Below are 23,875 nucleotides of genomic sequence, written 5' to 3'. Positions count from 1 at the left end.
GGAGGCCGGTGGTGTTATAGCAAGGGTAAACCGGGGTTAGTCGTGGGGGGTTGTCCGCAGAGAACGAACGACGGACGCCAGCAACTCGCCCATACCGATCACGCAGCCGATCAAACTGAGGCTGGCGATAATCGCGATTGTCCAGATCAGGACATCCATGGGATTGGCTCCGGGTGGTGGCTGTGGTTGGGTTCATCATAGCAAATCTCAATCATCAGCTCCAAAACGCACCCGGGCCTTGTCACGCCAGCGGGCCAGTTCGGCAAGTGGCATCGGGTCCATATCGGCCGGTCGCCAGTGGAACACCACGGCGATATCGGCCATCGCTTCCTCTACGCAGTCAGGGAGGTTTGTTCCTGCTTCGCCTTCGGCACGAAAAAACCGGCAATGATGCCCCCCGCCTGAATCAGATCGGCCGGGTCCATCTCGGCAACGTGCTGCTCAGTCAGGGTCGGCGAGCTGATACGGGGTAGCAGTTTTTGCAGTTCGTTCACCTCCATCTGCAGGATGGCGGTCAGGCTCAGGCCACGAAGTTCACCGCTGGCAGGCTTGCGCAGGGTGAGTTTGTCGATGGTCTTTTCGCCCTGGGTGATCGGGCTGTCCAGTTCAAAGCTGTTGTCGGGTTTAGTCATCGTTTTGCGTCCACGGGTAGTGCGTTGGGGGAGTGCCCAAACCGGCCAGGGCCGGTCGGGCGAATCGGGGGATTAGGCGATGCCGATAGCCTTGCGGTGGTCGGCTAGTCGATCAACGCCGTCGATCTTCTCGATCATGTTGACCACATCGATCTCGATCACCTCTTCGCCGTTGATGGTCAGCTTGTAGTAGCTGAGGCTGGAAGTGACCTTCATCGGGCTTCCTTCGCCGGTCTTGGCGGTACCCATGTCGATGCCGGTATGACGGCCGCGGGTGACAATCTCAACCGCGTCCACCTGGCTGCTGTCTTCGCGCTGGTAAGATCCGGCAAAGCGCAGCATCACACCGTCATGGGCAGTGATACCAAACTGCTTCAGGACATCGTCCATCAGGCCGCCGGCGGTCCACTCCATGGTCAGTTTTTCCATGCCTTGATCGATGTCGATGGGGGCGTTCATCCCGCCGGCGCGGTACTCCTCCATCATGCGGGTCAACACCGGCAGCACCACTTCGTCGATCTGGCCGACGTAGGAGTTACCGTCGTTAAACAGGTTGATGTTTTTCAGTTTGCGGGGCAGTGCCATGGTCTGGCTCCTCTATCAGTTGTCGGGTTGCCGGACGGGCTTAGCCGTTAACCTGGGCGGCAAAGTCCACCAGGTAACGGTCAGTGATACGCTGTTGGAACATCAGGTTTTCCAGCGGCGGCACCGGGGTGTAGTCGTAATCGATATACAGCTTGCCGGCCTTCTGGGTGTCCTTGCTGTTGACGGTGTCATCAAACCAGGCCTTGCCGTCGATGATGTAACCCTTGGCCCGCAACTCACGGAATTTGGCGTTGACCCCTTCGATAATGTCGCGGGCTAATGACGGGTGCATCGGCTTGTCGATCGCCCACAGATGGGCCTCGGCGATGGTGTCGGCCAGTACCTGGGCGGTGCGGGTGTAGTTCTCAAATGCAAACAGCGGGTCGTCGCTGCAGGTACGTGAGCCCCAGAAGCGGAAGCCCTGCTTGTTGATGACCGTGGTGACTTCGTTTTCGTTCAGGTGGCCGGCGGCGGTGCCCGGGTTCTGCAGATCCCAGTCCACATCCTGGCTCAAGCCGGTGACGCCATTGACGCCAACATTGGACAGGGTCTTGTGCCAGCCGGTCTGCTGGTCGATCTTGGCGCGCAGGCCCAGCGCTCGGGCGGTGGCCCAGAAGGTGGATTCGGCATTGGCGACGGTATCCCAGCCGACAAAGTCGGGCCAGATCACCATCAGCTCACGCTGGCTGAAGTTGTCGCGGTAGGTAACGGCGTCCTCTTTGGTGGCGGCGCCCCAGGCGCTGATATAAGCGAATCCCCGCAGGCTCTGGGCGATACCGGCCAGCTCGGTGGCCACCGGCAGGGTATCCAGTCCCGGGCAGCCCAGAATCCGGGGTTTGACGCCAACCTGGGCTTCGGCAGCCAGCAGCGCCTTAAGGCCGGTATATTGGCCGCCGGCGGTGACCTCACCGATCACATTGGTATTGGTGGCGGCTTCGTCGACCCCTTCGGCCACCCGGACCACCACACAGACCGGTTTGGTCTGATCGGCGATGGCATCCAGGGCCTTGGCCAGGGTGCCGGTGGTGCCGGCCTTGCCCAGCGCTTCCAGCACATTGGTGATCAGCACTGGCTTATCGAGTGGGAAATAGGTGGCATCGGCATCATCGGCCGTTGCAACCAGGCCAACCACGGAGGTGGAAACGGTACGAATCGGGCGGGTGCCCTCGTTGATCTCAATGACGCGAACGCCGTGATGGTAATCGGCTGGCATGGTTTCTTCTCCTGCATGTCCTGCGAGGTTGACGGTGCGATGGAGTCGATGATGCACAACGCGCGCGCGCGGGTAGAGCGGGGCAGGATGTACGGGGCGGTTATACCGGGTAGACTGCGGGCTTTTGGAACGGAGGCCCGTGATGAATCAGGAAGAACAGACGCTGTTTATCTGGCTGCTGGAGTATGGGGAGCGGATGCATGATCGGCAGGTGAGCTGTCGTGAAATGTTAGCTGACGCTGCTTTAGATAATCTATGGAATGGAGAAGATTGGAATCACACACCGGCGATCTCTCTTCGTCGTATTTTTATTGAGAGCTATTCATTTGAACCCTCAACATATAGAAATTTGCATGAGCATATCTTGAATAATAAGTGTGTTTATTTTGATCAGCCTACTAGTCTCAAAGCAGAGTACTATTTTCGGCTTATCGAGTATCGTGAGTTGAAGCTGGCCCGAGAAACGGCGCGACAAGCAAATCAGAATTCCGTTATCGCTCAAGAACAATCCAGTAAGTCTCTCCAGGTAGCACAGTTGGCGGTTTTAGCCTCCATCCTGATTTCGATCTTCACTACTGCCTGGCAACTTTCATCTTCGATCCGACTGGATGTCGATCAGTACCATCAGCTTACAAATCTATTATCAACGGAGCCTCCAGAAACTCTTCGTCTTGATGCGGTACAGTTCCAGCAACTAGAAGCCGTCTTAGCCACACCAGCACCTGATTCGATCAAACTCGATACTAAACAGTTACAGCGCTTGGAAGCGGTATTACTGAAGCTGCAACAGGCCGTTGAGACTCAGCCCGATATCAACGTAGTGCTTCACTCCGTGCCTAGATCCGCTAATCTAAAGCCCAAGGATCAGGCGCAATAACGCCACCCACTTCAAAGCTCACCGGCTCCGACGATCGGCTGCGCACTTCGGTGCCGTCGCGCACCTCGCGGCCGAACACCTGGCATTTGTAGCGCCCCGGTACGGTGAAATCACCGGGCTCGATCAGCACATCCAACACATCCCCCGCCTGCAGCTCATTCCAGCTGCTGGGGGGCAAGGTGCGAAAGTGGTAGCTGTTGCTGTCGGGGCGGCGCAGGCCGAAGCGCAGTTCGGTGAACCCGGTGAGATCAATCTCGACCTCAAAGCCCAGGTTGAAGCTGTGGTCGGTGGTGTTGGCGATAGGCTTCATGGCGGGCCTCTATTGAAAACGGAGTTTGATGGTGGTGCCGGGGTTGCTCCAGCGACCAACCACACCACCGGGCTCGGAGATCCGCGCACCGGTAAGAATCCGACGGCGTTGGATCGTCGGTTGGCCGACAGTGGTCGGGGTGGGCGTGATGGCGATGGACGCCGGCAGCAGCTGGATGCGGTTGACCCGGTCAATCTGGGCATCGGTGGGGCTGACCGTGACGGATGCCGGCAGCACTGCCAGGGCATGGCTGGGGACCAGGAGTGCATCGGTAGTGGCCACGGCCACCAGGGTCGGAATGGCGGTGATCTGATTGACCCGATCGATCAGGGCAGCTATGGGGGCCACCGCCACCGCCGTCGGCAGTAGGGTGATCAACCGTCCCTGGCTGATCAGTGCATTCTGCGGGCTGACGTTGACCGCCGTCGGGACCGCGGTGATCTGGTTGATTCGATCGATTTGGGTATCGGTGGGGCTGATGGCCACAGTGGCCGGAATCGCAACCACCAACCGCCCCTGGGTGATCAGGGCATTCTGTGGCGTGATCGCCACCGCGGTTGGCTGGCTGGTGATCTGGTTAACGCGGTTGATCACCGCCGCCTGGGCGCTGGCCACAACGGCCGACGGCTGGGCAGTGACGGTATTCACCCGATCGATCTGGGCATCCGTCGGGCTCACCGTCACCGCTGCAATGTTTGCGCTGATCGGGTTGGCCCGGTTGATCAGGGCAGCTCCCGGGCTGACGCCCACAGCGGACGACTGCACCGCCACCTGGTTGATACGGTGGATCAGTGCGGTGGTGGGGCTGATGGTGACGGCAGTGGGGAGGGTGGTGATGGGGTCGGGGCTGCCGCCTCCACCGCCGATATCTACCCATTGAATATCGTCGGTTGGGAAACCAATTAGCGGTGCATCACCGGCGTTGGCCGTGGTTTCAGGCAACAGCGAACCGCTACTGGTCGATCGAGCATCGTAGAAGCGATCATTGGCTGAATCGAGACTGTCGGTGAACTTGGCGTACTGAATCTGCAGGGCGCTGTATACGCCGGAACTGGCCCCCAATACCCCGAAGTTGCCCAGCCCTGCACTTGACTGGGTTTTGGTGCCTTGGCTGACGCCATCCACCAGCAGTTCTATCAGCTTACCGGTACCGGGCAGTACTCGGATGGTGAATCTGTGAAACTCGGTGAAATCCAGCCCGGTCAGCGTCCAGTAAACGTAAGACGTACCCCGATACACACGGAAGGTTTTTGAATCCTGATTGGCCAGAATCCGGTCGGCATAGGAGCCGGATTTCACCATCGAGGTCGGTCGAAGCCAAGACGTTGCATCGGTGGCTTTGAACACGATTTCAAACTCGGCATCGTAGCCACTGCCCTCGGAGTGAGCCAAGGGCACATCGATATCAACATAGTCGTTGACGCCATCAAACTGCAGCGCGTAGGCCATCAGATTTCACCTGGATCCCAGCCGGGGGTTTTCATCAACGCACGGGCTTCGGCATGGGTCAGCATCTCGCATTTGGCGATCACCGCATCCACATCCGTACCAGGCAGAAACAATCCGTCAATGGTGGCGCGATGATGGTTGAAGTCCAGCACCAGCTGGGTGCCATCCAGCGAGTGACGGGCGCTATTGATCACCGCTTGTCCGGCCGCATTGACCACTCCGGATACGTCATCCAGGTTGACGATGGCAAAGATTCGATCCATAGCACCCGCCCTATTTAGACATTGACCGCAACGGTGAACAGGCTGGGAATCTGCACCGGCAGGCTGGCATCACGCAGCGACACAGGGGTGGTGCCGTCGGTAGTCATATCGATGTAGCCCAGCGCGTGTTTGTTGGCGTGGGAGCTCAGATAGACGATGCCGGCGCGGATGCCAGTGGGGCCAGCGTCATCCTTGGCCCACTCGTCCGGGTCGTCCACATCGACGGTGGCCACGCCGTTGGTGCGGTTGACGGTGAGATTGGCGCATTCGTTACCGCCGGCAGTGTAGCCGGTGCCTGACACCTCGTTGGTGGATAGGTTGGTGCCACCGCCGGTGCCGAAGCGCGGATCAGCATTGGTGACGGCAGGCATCGGGCCGACCAGGGCCAGCTTGACGGTTTCGCCCGTGAGATCGCCCAGCTTGCCAGCGGCGATCAGTTCGGCGGTGTGGTTGAACAGTTTGAATTGACCCTGTGGCATGGTCGGTTCCTCTCTTGGGTTGTTCGGTTACGGCCAGACGATCGCTTCGATCGCGGCGCGGATGTTGGCGTCGGTGCCCGCATCGGGGTTAATGGGGATGTCGATGGCGTCCAGGGCATCCTTCAGCGCCCAGGACTGTTGCCAGATAACGTTGTTGTCGGCGGCCTTGGCGGCGGCGATCGAGGCCAACAGGGCCAGATCGGCCGGGTGGTTGATGTTGTTCTCGTCGCGCCATTCGTAACCTGGTGGGGTGCCGCCGACGGCGGTGAATACGGTGATGGCATCGTTGAGGTCCGACATCGAACGCGGCCCCGCCTGAAAGACCACATCATCACCACCTACCTGCACGGTGACGGTAGCGCTGGGGTCGGCCAGGTGCTGGTCGCGAGAGGCATCGATCTCGGCGCGTTTAGCTGCAACCAGGTCAGCCAACGACAGCGGCGCATCCTCGAGCGCGGCCAGCCGATTGAACTCGGCCAGAACATCCGCAAAGTCATCCAGGTTGGCGATCATCTCGTTTGGCTGGTCGGAGTACTCCACCTCACCCTGGGCGCCGTACCACTGCACCGCCCAGATATTGTCAGCGGGCAGAAACCCAGCCAGATCGAACGTGATGACTCGACCATCGACCACGACCTGGTCGTCGCCATCGTTACCATTAATGATGCATAAACGGTCCATTTAGCCCTCCAGTCTCTTCGCAGGGATTAGTTGGCCGCTGGCAGTCGCCGCCAGCACTTGAGTGTGGGTCTTGATGGTTTCATTGCGGAACGACTCCACTGCGGCGCCTGTCTGGTGCTGCGCTTTAATCGACTCGGTAAGCAACATTGGCAGCGCCGCCACCGCGCAAAACTCGTCATCAACGTCCTGGCCTGTCCGTGGATCTTTACCGCTCAGACGGGTCGCGAACATGCACTCATTGCCGATGCAGGGTTTTTTCAGCAGAGGGCAATACTTGAGGTCGCTTTTCTTACTAAACATGGGTTAATCCTTCTGCGCGATGATTGTGTCGACGTACTTCACCGCCATATTGATGGCGGTACCGCTAAAGCCGTGGCTGTGAGCGTTGCCGGTGAAAGAGGCCCCGTGATTGTGAGAGCCGTTACCACCTGCAGAAAGTGAGGTTCGCGTTCTGGAGTAATTACCCGAACCGTTCCAGCCATCGGAGGAAATAGTCTCAGGATCCCCCCCATATGGGCCGTGTTTAATATTGTGTTTGTGCGCTGGCATCTGCGAGGTGCTGAGTGTGTGGCCGCTCACCGACACTGATCCGGTGGCCGTAGTACTACTGATCGATCCCGACACTAATTGGTTTTTGAATGCCGCGGTGAAGTCGACCGAGCCGCCGACACCGCCACCGTTACCAGAAACAACCCGCAGGGCTTTATTGTCGTGAGTCGTTACTTTGGTCCATCCGATCGGAGCTGCGCTCTGCACAAACAGCATCCGGGTGCCGGCAGGTAACAGGCTGTCACCAAGCAAGGCTTTCAGCTTCTTCGGAGTGACGAAGGTTTCATCATCTTCGCCGTCATTGGTCTTTTGCTGAGTAGCAATCTTTGCCACACCCTGAGTGCTTTCGGTGGCCGGTGGGTTCACAAACACCAGGTCACCAAAGGTGAGGCTGTTGGCGTCCAGGGTGTCCAGGGCGATATCGAAGGCCATCAACATGGCCGATCCGGCGGCCTTCTGCAGGATGTTGCCGCTCTGGCTGTAGACGGCGAACAGGGTGCCATTGTCGGTGTACAGGCCAATCTCGCGCACATCGTAGGCGTCGGTGCTCTCGTCGCGCACGGTCACATGGAGAATGTCATCGGCCACCACGGCGCCGGCGATGGTGTTGACGCGCTTGTGCTCAGCGACCAGGGCGGTCTGGCCCGTGGTAGGTGTGTATTCCCCGGTGCCCAGGCCCGCCTCGGCCAGCACTACCGGATCGGTGCCGGTGTTGACGGCGTTGATCAGCTCGGCGCGGCCGGCATCGGTGATGGTGATGTTGAGCGTGGTCATCGATCAGGCCTCACTAAAGTTGAGTCGGGTATAGGTGAGCGGACGGGCAGCGCCCTGCAGGCCAAGGCCTCCGGTAAGAGAAAGCCCGGCGATCAGGGTGAAGTGGCTGCGCACTGGCTTGGTTCGGCTGATCTCGTCCAGGATGTTCTGCTGGTATTCACTGGTGGCCGGGACGCTGCTGCCGACGGTCAGCACCACTTCGAAAGTGTGCGGAGTGCCGGCGGGGGTTTTCTGCCACCATTCCACCAGGGCCAGACCAGCCCCAAAGGCGGCCACTACATCGCGCACGGACTGGGCGGTGCCCTTGTGCCGCTGGATGTTGACGGCATCGCGCAGGATCTGGCGCTTAACGGCTTCGGGCCAGCTGGGTTGCCAGCTGTCGACCGACAGGGCCCAGGCCAGAAACGGCAGTCGCTCCAGCGGGCAAGTGTCCGGGTTCCACTGCTCACGAACGGGCACCGGCAGGGCGTCCAGCCGGGTGGTGACTTGTTCCAGGTTGCGCTCCAACGCGGATGCGTTGGGCGGCAGCAGGCTGCTGGTGGGGTTACTCATCCAGGCCACCGTCGGTGAGGGTGATATTGGTGCAGTAGGCGGTGCTCTGGCGGTTGACGCTGATATTGGCGCCAGGGCTGGCCAGATTCACCCGCTGGACGCCGGGCACGTGCAGGGCGCTGTAGATGCCAGACAGGGTGATATCCAGCCCCAGCTTGTGCTGCTTGGCCACGTAGGCGTCGATGTTGCTCTGGGCTTCGGCCAGTACCAGGGCACGGTCGGGACCGCTGAAAAAAAACAGGGTGGCGTCGATGCTGTAGTTGATGATGGTGGCGCTCTGCACGGTGACGTTATCGGTGAGCGGGCGCACGTTGTCGGCCGACAGGGCAGCGGCAACGGTATCCTGCAGGGCCTGGTTGGCGGCACCGTCGCCGGTGCGTGACAGCACGGTGACCAACACATCCCCCGGGCTGGGACTGGTGGCGCTGATATCGAGCACATCGCCATCGGCGGACAACCCGTGGAACACATAGGCGCCTTCAGGACCGGCGGTGCTTAGGCCTTCCAGACTCAGCTGGATACGGCGGCGGAAATCGGAATTGGTTTCATAGCGGGCGGGTACCGGCGGGATGGCATCCGGATCGCCGGCATCGAGCTGTAGCCGCTGGACCCCAAACAGGGCACCCAGGTTGTCCAGGTCGGCATCCATGGCATAGGGCAGCATCACCGCTTTGACCGCTTCGTTGACGCGCTGACGTAGCAGCAGCTCACGGTAGGTGAACACTTCCAGCAGTTTATTGATCGGCTCGGATTCCAGTGCCAGCACATCGGCCAGGCTGGGGTCCAGCCCGATCAGCTGAGCCCGTGCGTCGGCCAGAATCGTTTCGAAGTCTAGCGGCTCCACCGCATCCGGGGCGGGCAGTTTGTCGAGCTCGATGGCGGTGAATCCGGACATGTCAGCCTCGCAGTTGCACGGTGGTGGTGAGGGTTTGGTTGCCGACACTGCCGGCCACTTCGATCACCGCGGACGCATGGGCTGGGGTGATGAAACGGATCTGGGCGATTTTCAGCCGTGGTTCCCAGGTCATCAGGGCGGCGACGGTCGCGGCATACAGGCGCAACAGGGTGCGCTCGTTTAACGGCTGGTCGATCAACTCGGGCAGTACGCTGCCATAGTCGCGGCGCATCACCCGCGAGCCGACCGGGGTGGTCAGGATGTCGAACACCGACTGCTGTACATGGGCCATCTCGTCGGCCAGGCGGGTGCCGTTGCTGTTGTTCATGCCGGTCATGACGGGACAGGGCCTCCGGATTGGCCGGCACCGGGTTGCACACCGTCGTGCGGGTGGTGCTGGACAGATACATCATCGGAGGTCATATCACCGCCGGTTTGCACCACCGGGCCGATAATTCTCACGGTGCTGTCGGCACTTAGCACTAGATCACCTGCGCTGTGCAGGGTGAGTTTTTGGGTGGCGGCGTTGTGTTCGAGGAGACTGCCGTCGTCAAACTCGATCAGGTCAATGGCGTCGTTGCTGGATGGGCTGGTGATGTTGTTGCTGTAGAGCATGCCGATGATCTTGGCCTGGGTCGGGTCACCGCCAGGGCAGGCCAGCACCACTTGTGTGCCGCTGCGCAATGGGCGCCAGCGCTTGTAGTTGGCACCGATCTCGGCGGGCCAATCCAGCCAGCCGGTCAGCAGTTCACCACTGGTGACCTTGAGGCGGCGATTGCCGTGGTCCAGTACCGCAATGGTGCCCAGTCGGATCAGGTTATCCAGCCGGCGCAGCAGTTCGGTGTTGTCGAGTTCAGAGTTCATGGGCCGATAATGCCCATCGCGCGCGCGGGAGAGTTAGCGGGCGGGGTTGTATGGGGTGGGTATACCGGGGGCTTAGTTAGAGCTGCAGGTAGTTGATCAGGTTGTTTTCGATCATCGCCAGGTCGTCGCGGCTGAATCCGAGCAGTTCCCGCTGGGGGTATTTGACCTCTGGGGCACCGGGGCGGGGGCGATCATGCAGGCCTTTCTGGTGGACGTTGGCCAGGCGGGCAACTCGTCCGAAGAATCCGGCTTCGACGGCGCCGGCATCGGCTTTCACTTTCAGATATCGGTTTTGCCGCAGTTTGCGGAACATCGCCTTGCGGCGAATGCTGCCGGCTTTGTCCCGAAGTTGGGGTTTACGGGGTTCGAAGGCGCTGCCGTCCGGGTTCTGCTGGGCGGCGATCCGTTGGCGTTGGCTACGGCGCAAGTCCTGGGCCAGCTGCCGCGCTAACTGGGTCCGCTGGGCGGGCTCCAGCTTTAGCAGCAGGGGGCCGACCCAGCTCTGCAACTGCTCCAGGTTAGCCGTCATCGGGCTGACCTGGGGTGAATGATTGGCCTGCAGAATCCAACAGGTTCTGGAATAGGACCGGATCGATTTCGTTTTCTTCCAGCTCGGGCTCGGCCGCGTGTTCGGTGTGGTAGTTGCCGCCGCTGTCGGTGGTGACAATCACACGTTCGGTCAAGGGCACGGTAATCGACAGGTCGATTTTATCCTTGTCCAGAATCTCGGCTTCAAACTGCACCGCCTTTTCGTCCAGCTCACTCTGGTGGACCTTTAGCCAGGCCAGCAACGGCACCAGCACAACGTTGGGGTGTTGGCTCCAGTCGGTGAACACCAGGTTGAGCTGGTACTGGTATTCAAAGCTCAACCCAGCCCGCAGTCGAGTGGCCAGGTTGCCGTTGTCGATAAACACGCTCAGCTGCTCGGGGTTGTCGCGCAGGGCACGCACACTGGCCAGCAGATGAGCCTTGAGTTGATTGGGCTTATTCATCCGGCGGTTTCCCGTTTGGTTTCTGCCGTTGCCGGCGGTTGTGCTCCCGGTCCTCGGCCTGGCACTTGATAAACTCGTCGACTTTCGCGGCGCAGATCGCCCAGTCCGCTTCGACTCGATCGATCTCGTGCATCAGGTCGCCGTTCTGCTGGGGGGCGCTCGGTGACAGGGTGCAGGCTGTCAGCGTTGGACAGGTGCTGCTGATAAGCGTCTGCACCGGTAAGGGCGGGGCGCTGCCGCAGCCGGATAGCAGCGTCAGGCAAAGGAGTAGCAGCCCAATTACGATAGGTGTCGTTTTCACGTTCTAACTTCCGGATGGTGTGGTCGCGGTTACTGATGCTGCTGCGGATGGCGCCGGTGGTGTTGGCCAGGGACGCCAGCGCGCTGGCTTGCCGATCGGCGTTGTGATTGATGGCGCTGATGTTGGCGTGCAATGCCTGGTTACGCTGTTGCTCTGTTGCCAGGGCGGTGGTCTTGTCCTGCAGGCGGGCATCCTGGAGCCAGGCAAAGACGGCCAAACAGGCGACCAACGCCAGCAGCATCGGGGTGGTGTATCGGCTGATCAGTGACTTAATCATGCGGCATCCTCCCACTCCAGGTAACGGGCATAGGCGTCGGCCAGCTTCTCGTCATAACGGTTTTTCTTGTAGCCTGGGCCGTTGTAGCGGCGGGCAAACTGGGCCCAGTCGCAATCCTTCAGCGCCTGGTGCAGTGCTGGATCGGCCTTGATAAAACGCACGAAGGCATCGAGCTGGCAGCGCTCTGATTCGTGCATCAGCTCAACAAAGCGATCGACGCTGTCATAGCCCAGGGTTTGGGCGTGGTAGCCCATGATCTGGAACAGGCCCCAACTGCAGGATTCCAGCGCGCTGGTCTGATCGATGCTGATGGCCAGGTTGAGGCGGTAGTGCTCGGCGGCACCGCCCTGGTAACCGCCGGGCTTGCGGTCGATCAGCTTGGGGTAGGTGGTGGCCAGCTGCTGGGCGTCCAGGCCGTGGTGCTTGAGTCGCCGGCGCATGACATGGCGCTCGTACAGAATCACCGGGCGGCCATCGTCCAGGAAACCGCTGCCGCGGCTTTCCACCTGGTTAACGGCGCGCACGGCGGCCAGCTCGACATCCAGGGCAATGGCGGCTTCTTCCAAATCTCGATGGCTCAGCAGTTGGCTGGTGTCCCAGCCCTGCAGCAGGGCCAGGGTTTTCGGCCCGGCGATGCCATCGACCACCAGGAAGTTGGTTAGCTGCAGATCCATCACGGCGCGCTCAGTACCAGGGCCAAAGTCGCCATCGATGCTGACGTTGTAACCGCGCAGTTTCAGCCGTTGCTGCAGCACGGTGACCTCGGGGCCTTGATCGCCGCGCTTTAACGGTTGGGTATTTCGGGTTGTTTCGTTTGATTGGGTCATGGGCTCCACCTGTGGGGTCGGATCAGTTGGGCGACGTTACCGCGGGTGAGCAGTACGCCAACGCAAACCAGCGCCAACAGCACAATAGCGACGGGGTTGATATCAGCCAGGCTTAACCGGCCGGTGAGCATGCACAGGGCCAGCCCACCACTAAGCACGATCAGCACCCAAGCCAGGGCGGCATAGCCGCGTTTGAAGCGGGCACCGCTACGGCGATAGAACAGCAGCCTCAGGCTGATGGTGCAGCTCAGGGCGATGATCAGCAGTTCGGCGACGATAAAGGTCATCGTTTGCCTCCTCCTCGTAGCTGGGAGAGCAGCGTCACCAGGTCGGTGCTCTCCAGTCGTTTGGTTAGCTGCAGGGTGAGGGTGATGCACAGCACACCGGATAGAAAACCGGCGACGCCACTCTCTTGGATAAAGGTAATCCGGACAATCTCGGGGGCTGCCAGGTAACCCATGATCAGGCTGATCAGCAGATAGCCGATGCGGGTGGCGGCGCCGAGCTCTTTGGCCGACATCACAAACAGGGTGGCGCCGGCGAATGAACCGATCAGGGCGTTGCCGTCGATGCCGGGCAGGATTGAGGCCAGGCTCAATCCGGTGGCGGCGGTGGTGATGGCGGCGGGTGTGGTGAGGTCGGCCATAGCGTGTCCTTATGCTCAGTCCCACAGCTGCACAGGGGCAGCGGTGGCGGGTTGGGTGGTGGCGATCTCGGGGAGATTGACCAGGGTGCCGTGGGGCAGCTGGGGGCCGTGTTCTGCCAGGCCCGGGTTGGCCTCCAGTACGGACTCGGTGACGCCGGCGCTGCGGCCGTAGTAGCGCCAGCAAATCAGGTCGATGGTGTCGCGTTGTTGGGCACGAACCTGGCGCATTAGATCAGCTCCACACTGGTGAGCGGCTGGCCGATCATATTGCGCACGGCGAGGATGCCCTGGCGGCGGTAGTCGTCGGCGGTGTCAGTGTGCAGTTGGCCCCGTTCGGCGCTGCCGGTGCTGTCGATATCGGCATAGCGATCGAGCAGATCCGCCTTGGCAAAGCAGTAGACGGCGCGGCGGTAGAGGCTCACCTTGATGCTGTTGCCGTCGATCTGATCGGCCGGAATATCCGCCAGCGTGGCGTAGCTGTCGGCCTGTTGCTGGGCACCCCAGGCGGCGTTGTCCAGGTTGACGCTGAGCATGGCGTTGATCAGTGCTTCACGCAGACGCGGGGCGGTGATGTCGCTGGGGAGTCGCACCACACGGCGGCAGTGCTCGGGGTCAATATCGGGCCAGAACCCGGTGTTGTTGATGGGGTGTTCGTTACGTTCTGGGGTGTCTGCGACGAAGCCGGTCATGATGGGACTCCTTTGGTTGCGCCGCGTTTGGATTCAAAGTCAGGCGGTGGGCATGACCTTCAGCTAGGGGAGTGCTTTCCCGCTTCGGGTCACGCGCCGCCTGGTCGCGTGGGACGCTCGGTCAGGTGCTGCCGTTGTCGGCGTCACCGGTGTTCTGTTGTTGCTGTTTCTTCAAGGCGCTCTCGATGCGCTTGATGTCCTGCTTCACCCCGACCTTTTCGTGGTACTTGAGGGCGGTTTTCAGATGAACCAGGGCCTGTTCGGGGTCGGTCGGTTCCACCAGGTAGCCGATCGCCTTGAACAGCTTGGCGCGGACCTGATCGGGCATGTCGTGGTCGATGGTCATGCTCTGGACCCGTTCAACCACCTCCAGGCTGATCTGCGTTTCGTCATCCTTGGCCGACTTGATGGCACATTCGGCCACCTCTTCGGCAATCAGACAGGCGGTGCTGCGCTGGTATTGATCCGGCAGGCTAAGGCCGTGATCCAGGGCATATTGGGCGATCGCCAGGGCGCCGTCCCAGTCGTTAACATCCATTCGCCAGACCATCACGCTCATCAGTACGTCATCGGGCTGACCGCTGTTGCCAGCCAGAATGCCGTCCACATACGGGGCGTACTCGGGCAGCAGCTGGACTTTGAGGGCGGCCTTGGCCTGCAGGGATTCGATGCCTTTCAGGCGCGAACGGTGCTCGTACAGCATCGCCATCATCAGCTCTTGCTGGTTTAGGTTGGCGCGGTTGGCGGTACTGTCCTGGGTGGTCTGCTGCTTGGCGGTTTCGCGCTCGAAATGGGCTTGGCAGGGGGATTTCATCGGGTGCACTCCATCGGTTGATCGGGGTGAGCTGCCACCGCGCTAACCGGAACGGTCAGGCGGCGGTGCTCTGCTGGGTAGGGTTACTTACGGGGCGGTGGTGTCGATGTTCTCGATCACGCAGCCGCAGCCGTAATCCTCAACCACGTAGTCATCGTTGGATGATTCGTAGTTCTCGATCCGGTCACGCTTGGGGTTGTCCTCCAGGTGACGACGGCGGGACGATTCCTGGAAGTAAATCGACAGGTTGTCCAGGCGGGTGATCATCATGGTGCCGTCGGGCACAAACGGGACGCGAACGGCCTGCAGACCGCCGACCCGCTTCTGGCTGACGATCAGGTCTGTGGCCAGTTTCTCAGTGGCCGGCTGGGCGGTGTTGATCAGCGGGAAGTACTTGTCGGCCAGCAGCTTGCGGCCCATCACCACCACCAGTTCGGTATCTTCCTGATACCAGGGTTCGATCAGGTTGCTGACGGCATCGAACACCAGCGCGTCCAGGTTCTCGTAGTCGCCGCCGGCGTAGACGTTGACCTTGCCGGAGGCGTTGACCACCTCGCTCAGCACCCGGGCGGCGGCATTGAGGCGGTACTTCTCCAACCAACCGATATTCACATCCTGCAGCAGCGGGTTGGAGACCTTGTCGGAGTCGGCGGCGTAGCTGGTGCCGTTAAAGCCGATCATGATGCGGTCCAGCGCCTGACGCCGCAGGATGGCGTCACGGACGCGGGTCTGGAAGTCGGGGAACTTGGCCCACTGGTCCAGGGTGGCATAACGCAAGTGGGTGTCAGAGTTGTTTTTGCGGCAGTGGTATCCATCTTTGCCCAGCGTGGTCGGGTCGCTGGTCTGGCGATCCTTATTGCTGGTGTCGGTGTTGCTGGCGATCGGGCCGCCGACGCCCAGGCCCAGCTTTTCACCCATCTGATCGGTCACGCCCATGACGTTGATCTGACCCAGGAAGCCGGAATTCTCCTGCATCTTGGATTCCAGTGTCTGCTGCACACTGGGGGTTACGCTGAACTTTTTGGTGGGATCTTCAACGCCGTTGAGCTGCGCAATCTGCTGCAGGTAGCCGCTGTAGAGTTTTCGGGTTTCGTTACGCATGGTGGGGTTCTCCGTCGAGGCCTGTCCGTTTGGGGTCGTTCTATTGGCTTGGTGTTGGTGGTTGCGGCGGGCTTAGCAGTCGGTGACTACTTGGCCGTTACCCCCGGTGGCGGGAGGCCGTGCGTGGAATGTGCTGTCTTCGTCAGCCAGCTGTTGCTTGAGCTCGTCCAGGGCGGCCTGGGCGGCCTTGGCTTGTTCGATGGCATCGTTGGCCTGCTGCTCCAGCGTGGCGAACTTGTCATCGGAGGCGATGGCGTCGATCCGCTCGTTGATCTGCTGGGTTTGGGTGACCACTTCGGTGGCGATCTCTTCAATCGCGCTGCTGAACTGGCTGTGGTCCTTGTCGTTGGCGCGCTTCTGCTTGCTGAAAATGGCTTTGACGCGATCCAACAGGCCGGGGCTGTCGTCGGCCGGGTCGGGGACTTCGGTGAATTCCAGCTCCACCTCAACTGATTCGCTGAACAGGTTGTTGGGGTTTTGCTTGCGCTCAGAAAATGGGTTGACCTTGGCGTTGGCGCTGAACTGCAGCATTTCGGTGCCGAATGAGGCGGGGGAGTCGGTGATGCCCAGGCCGGCCAGGAATACCTGGTCTTTGTCGTCGTCGAAGCCGATCTCCATCGAGGTGTACATCTTCTGGCGCTTCTTGTTCAGCACGACCAGCTCCGGGGTCGGGGAGATCTCGGCAAACAGGGCCATGCGGTTTTCACCATCAATCTCGGCTTCTTCCGCCTTCAGGCCAACAATGTCACCGTAGGCGCCGAACGGACCTTCGGGCTGATAGCCGCGGATGTGTTCGCAAAATACCCGGGGGGCGAACTTGTCCAGATTGAAGTTGGCGGCCATCTGCTCCAACCACTCGGGCTCGATGTTGCGGCCGTCGGTGGTGGCGCCGGCAACGGCGATTCGGAAAAACTTACTCTTGAGCATCGGGCTGTCCCTCTGTCGGTGTCCTGGGTGATCGGGTTTCGATCGGTCATTCGGTGATGATCAGTGCCCCGATGATTGGCTGGGCCGCGCGCGCAGGCAATGCGCCGGGACTGTACCGGACGGGCGTACATGGGAGAGGGTGCATAGGGTTGGGGGTTGGGCCGCTAATCTGGCGCCATGAACTGCCCCGTGATGAACATCAACCCGGATCTGGACGAGCGCCGTAGAGCCAAATTTCTCTACTGGCAGGGCTTCCGCGTGGTCCGCATTGCTGAGCTGCTGGAGTGCCCGGAAGCCACGGTCCAAAGCTGGAAAAAGCGCGACGGATGGGACGAGGCCAAACCGATCGAACGGGTCGAGGGCGTCCTAGAGGCTAGACTGTCGCAGCTGATTTTGAAAGACCCAAAAGACGGCAAAGACTTCAAGGAGATCGATCTACTGGGTCGGCAGATCGAGCGGATGGCTCGGGTTCGACGGTACCAGGAACCCGGTGGCCACGAGGGTGATCTGAACCCGAAGGTGGCCAACCGCAACGCCAAACCCAAGCGCAAGCCGGTTAAGAATGAGATCAACGAGGAGCAGGCCGAACAGCTCCAGTGCACGCTGATCGATGAGGCCTTCGACTTCCAACGGGGTTGGTATGAGGCCGGGTTAAAGCACCGTATCCGCGACATTCTCAAGTCTCGACAAATCGGTGCTACCTGGTTTTTTGCCCGGGAGTCGCTGGTTGATGCGGCAACCACGGCGCGCAACCAGATTTTCCTGTCGGCCTCCAAGGCCCAGGCCCACGTGTTCAAGCAATACATCGCTCAGTTCGCCAAAAACGTCATCGAGGTGGATCTCACCGGTGATCCGATCGTGCTGGCCAACGGCGCCGAACTGCACTTTCTGGGCACCAATGCCCGCACCGCGCAGAGTTACCACGGCAACCTGTATTTCGATGAATACTTCTGGACCTACAAGTTTCAGGAGCTGCGCAAGGTGGCCTCGGGCATGGCGATTCACAAAAAGTGGCGCCAGACCTATTTCAGTACCCCGTCGAGCCTGGCCCATGATGCCTACCCGTTCTGGAGCGGCACCCTGTTCAACCGCGGCCGGGCCAAGGCCGACCGGATCAATCTGGATGTATCCCACCAGGCGCTGCGCAATGGTCGACTCTGTGAGGATGGCCAGTGGCGCCAGATCGTTACGGTTGAGGATGCGATGGTTGGCGGTTGTGACCTGTTCGACATCGATCAGCTGCGGCTGGAGTACTCCGAAGAGGAATACCGAAACCTGCTGATGTGCGAGTTTGTCGATGATCAGGCCAGCGTGTTCGGCATGATGCTGATGCAGAAATGCCTGGTCGACAGCTGGGAGGTGTGGGGCGACTTCAAGCCGTTCGCGGTGCGGCCGGTGGGTAATCAGAAAGTCTGGATCGGCTATGACCCCAACGGCGGCGGTGAGGGCGGTGATAACGCCGGTTGCGTGGTGGTGGTCCCGCCGGCCAAGCCGGGCGGTAAATTCCGAGTGATTGAAAAACACCAGTGGCGCGGCATGGACTTCGAAGCCCAGGCGGCAGCCATCGAGGCCATGACCAAGCGCTACAACGTCGAGCACATCGGCATCGATACCACCGGCATCGGCGGCGGTGTCTACCAACTGGTGACCCAGTTTTTCCCCGCGGCCAGATCCTACCAGTACAACCCCGAGGTCAAATCGCGCCTGGTGATGAAAGCCCACAACGTCATCAGCAAGGGCCGGTTGGAATTTGATGCCGGTTGGGTCGACCTGGTGCAGTCGTTTATGGCCATCCGCAAAACCATGACCGCCAGTGGTCGGCAGATCACCTACATGGCCGGCCGAAGCGAACAAATAGGTCACGCCGATCTGGCCTGGGCCTGCATGCATGCGCTCGATAACGAACCCTTGGAAGGGGCCAACGAGAATAATTCTGGATTTCTGGAGATCTACTCATGAGCAACAATATGACCGCCAATGATCAGAAGATCGAGGCCTTTACCTTCGGAGATCCGACACCGGTACTCGATGGCCGGGACATGATGGATTACATCGAGTGCTGGAAAAACGGTAAGTGGTACGAACCGCCCATCAGTTTCCAGGGGCTGGCCAAGTCGTTCCGCGCTGCAACCCATCACTCCAGCCCGATCTATTTCAAGCGCAACGTGCTGGCCAGTCTGTTCATCCCCCACCGGTTGCTCAGTCGCAGCGACTTTACCCGCTGGGCATTGGATTATCTGATCTTCGGCAACGGCTACCTGGAGAAGCGCGTAAACCGACTGGGCGAGCCGCTGAAGTTGGTGCCATCGCTGGCCAAGTACACCCGCCGTGGCCTGGAGCCGGACAGCTACTGGTTTGTCCGCGGCTGGGGCGAGGAGCATGAATTCAAGGCCGGCAGCATTCACCACCTGGTAGAGCCCGATATCAATCAGGAGATCTACGGACTGCCGGAATACCTCAGCTCGTTGAACTCGGCTTGGCTTAACGAATCGGCCACGCTGTTCCGGCGCAAGTACTACCAGAACGGCAGCCATGCCGGGTTCATCCTGTATATGACCGACACCGCCAACAATGAAACCGATGTCAGCACGCTACGTCAGGCGCTACGCGACAGCAAAGGGCCGGGTAACTTCCGCAATCTGTTCATGTATGCCCCAGGCGGCAAGAAAGATGGCATGCAGTTGTTGCCGATCAGCGAGGTGGCGGCCAAGGATGAGATCTTCAATATCAAAAACGTTACCCGCGACGACATGCTGGCAGCCCATCGGGTGCCGGTTGAGCTGATGGGGATAATGCCTAGCAACACCGGCGGGTTTGGTAAGGCTTCCGAAGCGGCCCAGGTATTCGCCACCAACGAGCTGCTACCGCTACAGATGCGGCTCCAGGAGTTGAACGAGTGGGTCGGTGAGGAGGTGGTAAAATTCCAGCCCTATGAGGTAATTTCGGCCGTTCAAAGCGCGTAAGGCTTCGCAAGAATTATACGCTTTTTGGTCTTTAAAATCAGCAAGTAAGCCCGGAAATCCGGGCTTTTTGTGCCCTCAGAGCTCCCAATCAGTCGCAAAGATCCAGTGCGATTTCGAGGATCGGCCCCAGCCCGATTTTGGCACCAGGTAGATCGGGATTGTCCCGCCAGATTGGATCGATCGAGGCATACCCCTGCCCCCCTGCCACACCGTTCAACTGGTAACTCACCCCATCGGCCCTGAACACGGCAGCGCCCTGGTAACAGCGCACCGATCCCGCCTCCACCGTAAATGGCCAAGCGGCCCCGAACTGGTTCCGGCTGACAGCTTCAGTTTCATCGCTACCCCAGAAGATCACCACCGCGCCAACGATCAACCCCAGCATGATCACGCCATGGATCATGTCGTTGATCGACATCGACGGGTTCATAGCCCCGCACTCGGAACAGTTGCTGTCCCAGGTTGATACCCCAGCGGCACAGCGCCGGCACACTTTCTTTCCCATCGGTCACTCCTTAACCATCAGATCGAGCCCCTGAATCTACCCACAGCCCCCAACCCCGTCAAACCCCAAGCCCCGCGCTCGTCCCTCCACGCCTGCGGTGTGTTTGTACCCCCTTTTTACTTGCACAGAAGGGTTTGGCGTCAACCCTGAAGCTCAGGGGCCTGCTTGAGGCTGTCAGGCAGGCTTTGAATCTGGCGGAAACGTGCAGGTGGCAAGGGTTTCAGACGGTTTTGGTGTTCTAGTGATTTGGCCGAGAAAACACTTTTCTCGCTGGGGTGTTCGGAAAAAGGTAATAACGGTAATAAGCTAGAAAACTCATTCTAACTAGCTGATATAAATAGAAATATTCCTAACCTCTAAAAGGTTATATTGGGTAATTCAAAAGGTAATTAATATCTAACTGTTTGATTTGTAAGGAATATATTTTTCTTAGAAATCACCTTTTCAAAAGGTAATAGATAACCTTTTTCTTACCTAAATCTAACCTTTTTGATAATCAAATAAATCCAACTAAAACAACTGATTAGCTTTGGTTTCGTAGAGATATTACCTTTATTACCTTTTTCCGAAGGCCGCCAGATTATTTTTTAGATCGCCCTTATGTGTGCGTGCGCGTGTGTAAACAGCACTTTCACCTTGTTGGCGCTGGGAATGTTGTGGGAACAATTTGGCTCTTTCTTGCTGATCTGCAGGGTCGCTTAGGCCCCGTATAATGGGGGCTGCAGGCTATCGCTTATGCTACGAGGGCAAAATGTAAGGGTTCGAATCCCTCCCTCACCGCCACTTCTTTTGAGTTTCTGCAATAACTCTCAGTGTTTCCAAAGTTCTTGGTGAATCGAAAAAATCTGTTCGCATAGCCGCAGCGAGATCGGTCCCGTCACGGCTGCTATCTGATTATCTCCAGCTTCAGCTATTACCCTTTCAAGTGCCGATTGAAAAACTCGATTGAGCGCTGCCAAGCCAGCTCCGCTTCTTTCTCGGAGTAGCGTCCGGTCGAGTCATTGTGAAAGCCGTGATTAACGCCCTCGTAGACGTGGGCGGTGTAATCAGCGCCAATCGCTTTCAATTCTTCTTCATAATCCGGCCAGGTTGCATTGACGCGTTTATCCAGACCGGCGAATTGCAGCAGCAGCGGCCCTTTAACATTTTTTCTCAGCGCTGGTGCAGCTGGCGTTCCGTAGAAAGGTACACCGGCATCCAGTTTGTCCGGAATCGTAGCGGCCAGCATATTGACGATATAGCCACCGAAACAGAAACCCACCGCGCCCAGCTTACCGTTGCTCAGTTGATGGGACTTGAGAAAATCGGCCGCCGCCAGAAAGTCTTCCTCGATCTTGCTGCGTTCCATGCTTTTTTGCATGGCTCGTCCTTCATCATCATTGCCGGGATAGCCACCAAGCGGGTAGAGCGCATCCGGTGCGAAAGCGATGAACCCCTTGGCTGCCACTCGACGGGCCACATCCTTGATGTAGGGATTCAGCCCCCGGTTCTCATGCACCACCAATACCACGGGCGCCGAGCCCTCCAATTCACGCGGGACGACCAGATATCCCTGGCCTTCGCCGCTGCCTTTGGGGGAGCTGAATTTGGCGTAACTGGCTTTAATCGCCGGGTCGTTGAACGAAACCTGCTCGGCCAGTGCATAGTTGGGCATCAGCGCGGAGGTGAGTGCTGTCATGCTGAAGCCCACGGCGACCAAGCTGGAAAGACGGAGCATAAACTCACGGCGATCGATCAAGCCATGGGCATATTCGTCATACCAGTCGAACGCTTCCTGGGGGATTTCCCTGGGGGGTGAGTATTTCACCTCTTTTTGAATTAAAGACATTCGTTTTCCCTCGCTGTGGATTCGTAAGCCGATCTTCAATTTGTCGAGCAGGAAAAGTTTAGTCGCTGTGAATTAGCGTTGCTGTGGTTGAACAGGATTGATCTCACAGGGTTATCTGTTTACTGGATTACGTCCGTGGGATCGCTCCAGTTCCATTAACGGCCCCGCCGGTACGATGCCGGTGGGGTTGATGCTGGTATGGCTGCGGCAGTAGTGGTCCTTGATATGGGCCATATCCACGGTCTGGGCCACGCCCGGCCACTGGTACAGCTCGCGCAGATAACCGCTGAGGTTGGGGTAGTCGGCGAGCTGTTTCAGGTTGCATTTGAAGTGGCCGTGGTAGACCGGATCGAAGCGGATCAGGGTGGTGAACAGACGCCAGTCGGCTTCGGTGATCTGGCTGCCACAGAGGTAGCGCTGCTTGGCCAGTCGCTGTTCCAGCTCGTCCAAGCAGTCGAACAACGGCACCACGGCCTGCTCGTAGGCTTGCTGGGTGGTGGCGAAACCGGCCTTGTAGACGCCGTTGTTGATCCGGTCGTAGATCAGCGCGTTGACCGTATCGATCTCGGTTCGCAGCGACTCGGGGTACAAGGGGTAGAAGTCGCCCGGCTTGGCGCCGAGATGATCGAAGGCGCTGTTGAGCATCCGGATGATCTCGGAGGATTCGTTGTTGACGATGGTTTGGCGCTGCTTGTCCCACAGCACCGGCACGGTCACCCGGCCCGAGTAATGGGGATCGGCCCGGGTATAGACCTGGTGCAGGTAATCGGCCTGCATCAGCGGGTCACCAACCAGCTCGGCGTTGGGGCCGGGCTCCGGTGCGAAGGTCCAGCCCTGTTCGGCCATCAGCGGGTTGACGGCCGAGACGCTGATCATCGACTCCAGGCCTTTCAGCGCACGTAAGATCAGGGTGCGGTGAGCCCAGGGGCAGGCCAGCGACACATACAGGTGGTAGCGCCCCGGCTCGGCCTTGAAGCCGTCTTCGCCACTGATACCGGCGCTGCCATCCGGCGTGATCCAGTTGCGGAATTGGGATTCGGAACGGACGAAGCGACCGTCGTTGGAATCGGTGTCGTACCAGCGGTCATGCCACTGGCCGTCGATAAGTAGTCCCATGCTGTTCTCCTTGAGTGGTCTAACCGAATTTACGGCAGCTCGAACAGCAAGGCCTCGGCCTGCTGGTCCGCTGTCAGGTTGAGCTGCGTTTCGCCGCTGAGGGTGGCGCCGTCCCCGGCTTCCATCGGCACATTGTTGACTGCCAGCGTGCCCCGCGCGAGCTGCAGGTAATAGGTACGATCCGGCTGGGCGTTGAACTGCACCGTCTCGTTATCCAATTTGATCTGGTAAAGGCTGGCCTGCTGGTGGATCGGCAGCGAGCCGTCACGGCCATCGTGGGAGACCAGCAAGGTGATGCCGTGGCTGTCGGAATAATCCTTCTGGTCGTAGCGGGGCGTGACGCCGAGCTGGTTCGGCTGAATCCAGATCTGCAGCAGGTGCAACTGCTCGGTGTCAGACGGGTTGAACTCGCTGTGCAGAATCCCGCTGCCGGCGCTCATCGCCTGGACCTCGCCGGCTCGCAGCACGCTGTGGGAGCCCATGGTGTCACGGTGCTCGATCTGGCCCTGCATCACATAAGTGATGATCTCCATATCCCGGTGCGGGTGGGGTTCGAAACCGGCGCCGGGATCGATCCAGTCCTCGTTGATCACCCGCAGGCTTGAGACCCCCATATGCGCAGGGTCGTAGTACTCGGCAAAGGAAAAGCTGTGGCGGGTGTCCAGCCAGCCGTAATTGGCATGGCCGCGATCCTGGGCGTGTCTGAGGCTGATCATCGTGCTACTCCGTCCGGCGGGCTGGGTTCGGTTATCCAATCCCGCCTTGT

General features: G+C 59.5%; 34 protein-coding genes and 1 pseudogene. 3 read left to right on the top strand and 32 right to left on the bottom strand.

Annotated elements, in window-relative coordinates:
* Positions 1–36: 36 nt before the first annotated feature.
* The 5 genes from ACO05M_RS16110 to ACO05M_RS16090 all read right to left on the bottom strand — a co-directional run bounded on the left by ACO05M_RS16110 (position 37) and on the right by ACO05M_RS16090 (position 2,430).
* Positions 37–159 (bottom strand): hypothetical protein, encoded by a 123-nt coding sequence (locus ACO05M_RS16110; protein WP_421865163.1) that lies wholly within the window; start codon positions 157–159, stop codon positions 37–39.
* A 48-nt stretch (positions 160–207) separates the two neighbouring features.
* Positions 208–324 (bottom strand): GpE family phage tail protein, encoded by a 117-nt coding sequence (locus ACO05M_RS16105; protein ID WP_421865161.1) that lies wholly within the window; start codon positions 322–324, stop codon positions 208–210.
* A gap of 8 nt (positions 325–332) precedes the next feature.
* Positions 333–632: a phage tail assembly protein gene (locus ACO05M_RS16100; RefSeq protein ID WP_421865158.1), complete on the bottom strand. Its 300-nt coding sequence runs from the start codon at positions 630–632 to the stop codon at positions 333–335.
* Between the two features lie 72 nt (positions 633–704).
* Positions 705–1,217 carry a phage major tail tube protein gene (locus ACO05M_RS16095; RefSeq protein ID WP_421865155.1) on the bottom strand — a complete coding sequence of 171 codons (513 nt, stop codon included), beginning with the start codon at positions 1,215–1,217 and terminating at the stop codon, positions 705–707.
* A gap of 40 nt (positions 1,218–1,257) precedes the next feature.
* Entirely contained in the window at positions 1,258–2,430 is a 1,173-nt protein-coding gene (locus tag ACO05M_RS16090; RefSeq protein ID WP_421865152.1) for a phage tail sheath protein, read from the bottom strand.
* A gap of 142 nt (positions 2,431–2,572) precedes the next feature.
* On the opposite strand from ACO05M_RS16090, the gene ACO05M_RS16085 reads away from it, so the two are divergent.
* A complete protein-coding gene (locus tag ACO05M_RS16085; RefSeq protein WP_421865148.1) occupies positions 2,573–3,307 on the top strand; it encodes a hypothetical protein in 735 nt (244 codons plus the stop codon).
* Here ACO05M_RS16085 and ACO05M_RS16080 read toward each other — a convergent pair.
* From ACO05M_RS16080 to ACO05M_RS15970, 23 genes and pseudogenes are all read right to left on the bottom strand, one after another.
* Positions 3,276–3,617, bottom strand: a complete 342-nt coding sequence (locus tag ACO05M_RS16080) for a hypothetical protein (RefSeq protein ID WP_421865146.1) — start codon at positions 3,615–3,617, stop codon at positions 3,276–3,278. The two genes, ACO05M_RS16085 and ACO05M_RS16080, sit on opposite strands and share 32 nt — an antisense overlap.
* A 9-nt stretch (positions 3,618–3,626) precedes the next feature.
* Positions 3,627–5,066, bottom strand: coding sequence for a hypothetical protein (locus tag ACO05M_RS16075; RefSeq protein WP_421865143.1), 1,440 nt, complete (start codon positions 5,064–5,066; stop codon positions 3,627–3,629).
* Positions 5,066–5,329, bottom strand: a complete 264-nt coding sequence (locus ACO05M_RS16070; protein ID WP_421865140.1) for a hypothetical protein — start codon at positions 5,327–5,329, stop codon at positions 5,066–5,068. The genes ACO05M_RS16075 and ACO05M_RS16070 overlap by 1 nt, the downstream gene beginning before the upstream one ends.
* Positions 5,330–5,343: 14 nt before the next feature.
* Complete coding sequence (locus tag ACO05M_RS16065) at positions 5,344–5,808, bottom strand: hypothetical protein (protein WP_421865137.1); 465 nt, start codon at positions 5,806–5,808, stop codon at positions 5,344–5,346.
* A 27-nt stretch (positions 5,809–5,835) separates the two neighbouring features.
* Positions 5,836–6,489 carry a hypothetical protein gene (locus ACO05M_RS16060; RefSeq protein WP_421865134.1) on the bottom strand — a complete coding sequence of 218 codons (654 nt, stop codon included), beginning with the start codon at positions 6,487–6,489 and terminating at the stop codon, positions 5,836–5,838.
* Complete coding sequence (locus ACO05M_RS16055; RefSeq protein ID WP_421865131.1) at positions 6,490–6,789, bottom strand: hypothetical protein; 300 nt, start codon at positions 6,787–6,789, stop codon at positions 6,490–6,492.
* Positions 6,790–6,792: 3 nt separating this feature from the next.
* Entirely contained in the window at positions 6,793–7,812 is a 1,020-nt protein-coding gene (locus ACO05M_RS16050; protein WP_421865128.1) for a phage tail protein, read from the bottom strand.
* 3 nt (positions 7,813–7,815) lie between these two features.
* Positions 7,816–8,364: a phage tail protein I gene (locus ACO05M_RS16045; protein ID WP_421865125.1), complete on the bottom strand. Its 549-nt coding sequence runs from the start codon at positions 8,362–8,364 to the stop codon at positions 7,816–7,818.
* On the bottom strand, positions 8,357–9,259 hold the full coding sequence (locus ACO05M_RS16040; RefSeq protein WP_421865122.1) for a baseplate assembly protein: 903 nt from the start codon (positions 9,257–9,259) through the stop codon (positions 8,357–8,359). The genes ACO05M_RS16045 and ACO05M_RS16040 overlap by 8 nt, the downstream gene beginning before the upstream one ends.
* Before the next feature lies 1 nt (position 9,260).
* Positions 9,261–9,596 (bottom strand): GPW/gp25 family protein, encoded by a 336-nt coding sequence (locus ACO05M_RS16035; protein ID WP_421865119.1) that lies wholly within the window; start codon positions 9,594–9,596, stop codon positions 9,261–9,263.
* Positions 9,593–10,123, bottom strand: coding sequence for a phage baseplate assembly protein V (locus tag ACO05M_RS16030; RefSeq protein ID WP_421865117.1), 531 nt, complete (start codon positions 10,121–10,123; stop codon positions 9,593–9,595). The genes ACO05M_RS16035 and ACO05M_RS16030 overlap by 4 nt, the downstream gene beginning before the upstream one ends.
* Before the next feature lie 76 nt (positions 10,124–10,199).
* Positions 10,200–10,652, bottom strand: a complete 453-nt coding sequence (locus ACO05M_RS16025) for a phage virion morphogenesis protein (RefSeq protein WP_421865114.1) — start codon at positions 10,650–10,652, stop codon at positions 10,200–10,202.
* Positions 10,642–11,115, bottom strand: a complete 474-nt coding sequence (locus ACO05M_RS16020) for a phage tail protein (protein WP_421865111.1) — start codon at positions 11,113–11,115, stop codon at positions 10,642–10,644. Before ACO05M_RS16020 ends, ACO05M_RS16025 begins: the two co-directional genes overlap by 11 nt.
* Positions 11,108–11,368, bottom strand: coding sequence for an Rz1-like lysis system protein LysC (gene lysC / locus ACO05M_RS16015; protein WP_421870766.1), 261 nt, complete (start codon positions 11,366–11,368; stop codon positions 11,108–11,110). The genes ACO05M_RS16020 and lysC overlap by 8 nt, the downstream gene beginning before the upstream one ends.
* Positions 11,295–11,657: pseudogene (gene lysB / locus ACO05M_RS16010) on the bottom strand (Rz-like lysis system protein LysB); the annotation flags it as partial. The gene lysC and the pseudogene lysB, both read right to left, overlap by 74 nt.
* Positions 11,658–11,689: 32 nt before the next feature.
* Positions 11,690–12,520: an N-acetylmuramidase domain-containing protein gene (locus tag ACO05M_RS16005; protein WP_421865107.1), complete on the bottom strand. Its 831-nt coding sequence runs from the start codon at positions 12,518–12,520 to the stop codon at positions 11,690–11,692.
* Positions 12,517–12,807, bottom strand: coding sequence for a phage holin family protein (locus tag ACO05M_RS16000; RefSeq protein WP_421865104.1), 291 nt, complete (start codon positions 12,805–12,807; stop codon positions 12,517–12,519). Before ACO05M_RS16000 ends, ACO05M_RS16005 begins: the two co-directional genes overlap by 4 nt.
* Positions 12,804–13,166, bottom strand: coding sequence for a putative holin (locus tag ACO05M_RS15995; RefSeq protein ID WP_421865102.1), 363 nt, complete (start codon positions 13,164–13,166; stop codon positions 12,804–12,806). The genes ACO05M_RS16000 and ACO05M_RS15995 overlap by 4 nt, the downstream gene beginning before the upstream one ends.
* A 15-nt stretch (positions 13,167–13,181) precedes the next feature.
* Positions 13,182–13,394, bottom strand: a complete 213-nt coding sequence (locus ACO05M_RS15990) for a tail protein X (RefSeq protein ID WP_421865099.1) — start codon at positions 13,392–13,394, stop codon at positions 13,182–13,184.
* Complete coding sequence (locus tag ACO05M_RS15985) at positions 13,394–13,855, bottom strand: head completion/stabilization protein (protein WP_421865096.1); 462 nt, start codon at positions 13,853–13,855, stop codon at positions 13,394–13,396. The genes ACO05M_RS15990 and ACO05M_RS15985 overlap by 1 nt, the downstream gene beginning before the upstream one ends.
* Positions 13,856–13,976: 121 nt before the next feature.
* Complete coding sequence (gene gpM, locus ACO05M_RS15980) at positions 13,977–14,669, bottom strand: phage terminase small subunit (RefSeq protein WP_421865093.1); 693 nt, start codon at positions 14,667–14,669, stop codon at positions 13,977–13,979.
* Positions 14,670–14,756: 87 nt separating this feature from the next.
* Positions 14,757–15,770, bottom strand: coding sequence for a phage major capsid protein, P2 family (locus tag ACO05M_RS15975; RefSeq protein ID WP_421865090.1), 1,014 nt, complete (start codon positions 15,768–15,770; stop codon positions 14,757–14,759).
* Between the two features lie 72 nt (positions 15,771–15,842).
* On the bottom strand, positions 15,843–16,697 hold the full coding sequence (locus ACO05M_RS15970) for a GPO family capsid scaffolding protein (RefSeq protein ID WP_421865087.1): 855 nt from the start codon (positions 16,695–16,697) through the stop codon (positions 15,843–15,845).
* A 192-nt stretch (positions 16,698–16,889) separates the two neighbouring features.
* Between ACO05M_RS15970 and ACO05M_RS15965 the strand changes: the two genes are divergently transcribed.
* Both ACO05M_RS15965 and ACO05M_RS15960 read left to right on the top strand, forming a co-directional pair.
* Positions 16,890–18,656, top strand: coding sequence for a terminase ATPase subunit family protein (locus ACO05M_RS15965; RefSeq protein WP_421870762.1), 1,767 nt, complete (start codon positions 16,890–16,892; stop codon positions 18,654–18,656).
* Positions 18,653–19,660 (top strand): phage portal protein, encoded by a 1,008-nt coding sequence (locus ACO05M_RS15960; protein WP_421865084.1) that lies wholly within the window; start codon positions 18,653–18,655, stop codon positions 19,658–19,660. The genes ACO05M_RS15965 and ACO05M_RS15960 overlap by 4 nt, the downstream gene beginning before the upstream one ends.
* Positions 19,661–19,748: 88 nt before the next feature.
* On the opposite strand, the gene ACO05M_RS15955 is transcribed toward ACO05M_RS15960, so the two are convergent.
* The 4 genes from ACO05M_RS15955 to ACO05M_RS15940 all read right to left on the bottom strand — a co-directional run bounded on the left by ACO05M_RS15955 (position 19,749) and on the right by ACO05M_RS15940 (position 23,825).
* Positions 19,749–20,165, bottom strand: coding sequence for a DUF2511 domain-containing protein (locus tag ACO05M_RS15955; protein ID WP_421865081.1), 417 nt, complete (start codon positions 20,163–20,165; stop codon positions 19,749–19,751).
* A 913-nt stretch (positions 20,166–21,078) separates the two neighbouring features.
* Positions 21,079–21,993 carry a dienelactone hydrolase family protein gene (locus ACO05M_RS15950; protein WP_421865078.1) on the bottom strand — a complete coding sequence of 305 codons (915 nt, stop codon included), beginning with the start codon at positions 21,991–21,993 and terminating at the stop codon, positions 21,079–21,081.
* Between the two features lie 111 nt (positions 21,994–22,104).
* Positions 22,105–23,109, bottom strand: a complete 1,005-nt coding sequence (locus tag ACO05M_RS15945; RefSeq protein WP_421865076.1) for a glutathione S-transferase family protein — start codon at positions 23,107–23,109, stop codon at positions 22,105–22,107.
* A gap of 29 nt (positions 23,110–23,138) precedes the next feature.
* Positions 23,139–23,825 (bottom strand): pirin family protein, encoded by a 687-nt coding sequence (locus ACO05M_RS15940; RefSeq protein ID WP_421865072.1) that lies wholly within the window; start codon positions 23,823–23,825, stop codon positions 23,139–23,141.
* Positions 23,826–23,875: the final 50 nt, after the last annotated feature.

Origin of the sequence: Motiliproteus sp. (assembly GCF_965230735.1) — a bacterium.
GTDB lineage: Bacteria > Pseudomonadota > Gammaproteobacteria > Pseudomonadales > Balneatricaceae > Motiliproteus.
Note: the sequence above shows the minus strand (reverse complement) of the source record. Positions and strands in the feature narration are given on the sequence as shown.

Bases quoted from the DNA above. Each gene is read 5' to 3' on its own strand.
- ACO05M_RS16110 (WP_421865163.1), bottom strand. From the start codon at position 159: ATGGATGTCCTGATCTGGACAATCGCGATTATCGCCAGCCTCAGTTTG.
- ACO05M_RS16105 (WP_421865161.1), bottom strand. From the start codon at position 324: ATGGCCGATATCGCCGTGGTGTTCCACTGGCGACCGGCCGATATGGAC.
- ACO05M_RS16100 (WP_421865158.1), bottom strand. From the start codon at position 632: ATGACTAAACCCGACAACAGCTTTGAACTGGACAGCCCGATCACCCAG.
- ACO05M_RS16095 (WP_421865155.1), bottom strand. From the start codon at position 1,217: ATGGCACTGCCCCGCAAACTGAAAAACATCAACCTGTTTAACGACGGT.
- ACO05M_RS16090 (WP_421865152.1), bottom strand. From the start codon at position 2,430: ATGCCAGCCGATTACCATCACGGCGTTCGCGTCATTGAGATCAACGAG.
- ACO05M_RS16085 (WP_421865148.1), top strand. From the start codon at position 2,573: ATGAATCAGGAAGAACAGACGCTGTTTATCTGGCTGCTGGAGTATGGG.
- ACO05M_RS16080 (WP_421865146.1), bottom strand. From the start codon at position 3,617: ATGAAGCCTATCGCCAACACCACCGACCACAGCTTCAACCTGGGCTTT.
- ACO05M_RS16075 (WP_421865143.1), bottom strand. From the start codon at position 5,066: ATGGCCTACGCGCTGCAGTTTGATGGCGTCAACGACTATGTTGATATC.
- ACO05M_RS16070 (WP_421865140.1), bottom strand. From the start codon at position 5,329: ATGGATCGAATCTTTGCCATCGTCAACCTGGATGACGTATCCGGAGTG.
- ACO05M_RS16065 (WP_421865137.1), bottom strand. From the start codon at position 5,808: ATGCCACAGGGTCAATTCAAACTGTTCAACCACACCGCCGAACTGATC.
- ACO05M_RS16060 (WP_421865134.1), bottom strand. From the start codon at position 6,489: ATGGACCGTTTATGCATCATTAATGGTAACGATGGCGACGACCAGGTC.
- ACO05M_RS16055 (WP_421865131.1), bottom strand. From the start codon at position 6,789: ATGTTTAGTAAGAAAAGCGACCTCAAGTATTGCCCTCTGCTGAAAAAA.
- ACO05M_RS16050 (WP_421865128.1), bottom strand. From the start codon at position 7,812: ATGACCACGCTCAACATCACCATCACCGATGCCGGCCGCGCCGAGCTG.
- ACO05M_RS16045 (WP_421865125.1), bottom strand. From the start codon at position 8,364: ATGAGTAACCCCACCAGCAGCCTGCTGCCGCCCAACGCATCCGCGTTG.
- ACO05M_RS16040 (WP_421865122.1), bottom strand. From the start codon at position 9,259: ATGTCCGGATTCACCGCCATCGAGCTCGACAAACTGCCCGCCCCGGAT.
- ACO05M_RS16035 (WP_421865119.1), bottom strand. From the start codon at position 9,596: ATGACCGGCATGAACAACAGCAACGGCACCCGCCTGGCCGACGAGATG.
- ACO05M_RS16030 (WP_421865117.1), bottom strand. From the start codon at position 10,123: ATGAACTCTGAACTCGACAACACCGAACTGCTGCGCCGGCTGGATAAC.
- ACO05M_RS16025 (WP_421865114.1), bottom strand. From the start codon at position 10,652: ATGACGGCTAACCTGGAGCAGTTGCAGAGCTGGGTCGGCCCCCTGCTG.
- ACO05M_RS16020 (WP_421865111.1), bottom strand. From the start codon at position 11,115: ATGAATAAGCCCAATCAACTCAAGGCTCATCTGCTGGCCAGTGTGCGT.
- ACO05M_RS16005 (WP_421865107.1), bottom strand. From the start codon at position 12,520: ATGACCCAATCAAACGAAACAACCCGAAATACCCAACCGTTAAAGCGC.
- ACO05M_RS16000 (WP_421865104.1), bottom strand. From the start codon at position 12,807: ATGACCTTTATCGTCGCCGAACTGCTGATCATCGCCCTGAGCTGCACC.
- ACO05M_RS15995 (WP_421865102.1), bottom strand. From the start codon at position 13,166: ATGGCCGACCTCACCACACCCGCCGCCATCACCACCGCCGCCACCGGA.
- ACO05M_RS15990 (WP_421865099.1), bottom strand. From the start codon at position 13,394: ATGCGCCAGGTTCGTGCCCAACAACGCGACACCATCGACCTGATTTGC.
- ACO05M_RS15985 (WP_421865096.1), bottom strand. From the start codon at position 13,855: ATGACCGGCTTCGTCGCAGACACCCCAGAACGTAACGAACACCCCATC.
- gpM (WP_421865093.1), bottom strand. From the start codon at position 14,669: ATGAAATCCCCCTGCCAAGCCCATTTCGAGCGCGAAACCGCCAAGCAG.
- ACO05M_RS15975 (WP_421865090.1), bottom strand. From the start codon at position 15,770: ATGCGTAACGAAACCCGAAAACTCTACAGCGGCTACCTGCAGCAGATT.
- ACO05M_RS15970 (WP_421865087.1), bottom strand. From the start codon at position 16,697: ATGCTCAAGAGTAAGTTTTTCCGAATCGCCGTTGCCGGCGCCACCACC.
- ACO05M_RS15965 (WP_421870762.1), top strand. From the start codon at position 16,890: ATGAACATCAACCCGGATCTGGACGAGCGCCGTAGAGCCAAATTTCTC.
- ACO05M_RS15960 (WP_421865084.1), top strand. From the start codon at position 18,653: ATGAGCAACAATATGACCGCCAATGATCAGAAGATCGAGGCCTTTACC.
- ACO05M_RS15955 (WP_421865081.1), bottom strand. From the start codon at position 20,165: ATGGGAAAGAAAGTGTGCCGGCGCTGTGCCGCTGGGGTATCAACCTGG.
- ACO05M_RS15950 (WP_421865078.1), bottom strand. From the start codon at position 21,993: ATGTCTTTAATTCAAAAAGAGGTGAAATACTCACCCCCCAGGGAAATC.
- ACO05M_RS15945 (WP_421865076.1), bottom strand. From the start codon at position 23,109: ATGGGACTACTTATCGACGGCCAGTGGCATGACCGCTGGTACGACACC.
- ACO05M_RS15940 (WP_421865072.1), bottom strand. From the start codon at position 23,825: ATGATCAGCCTCAGACACGCCCAGGATCGCGGCCATGCCAATTACGGC.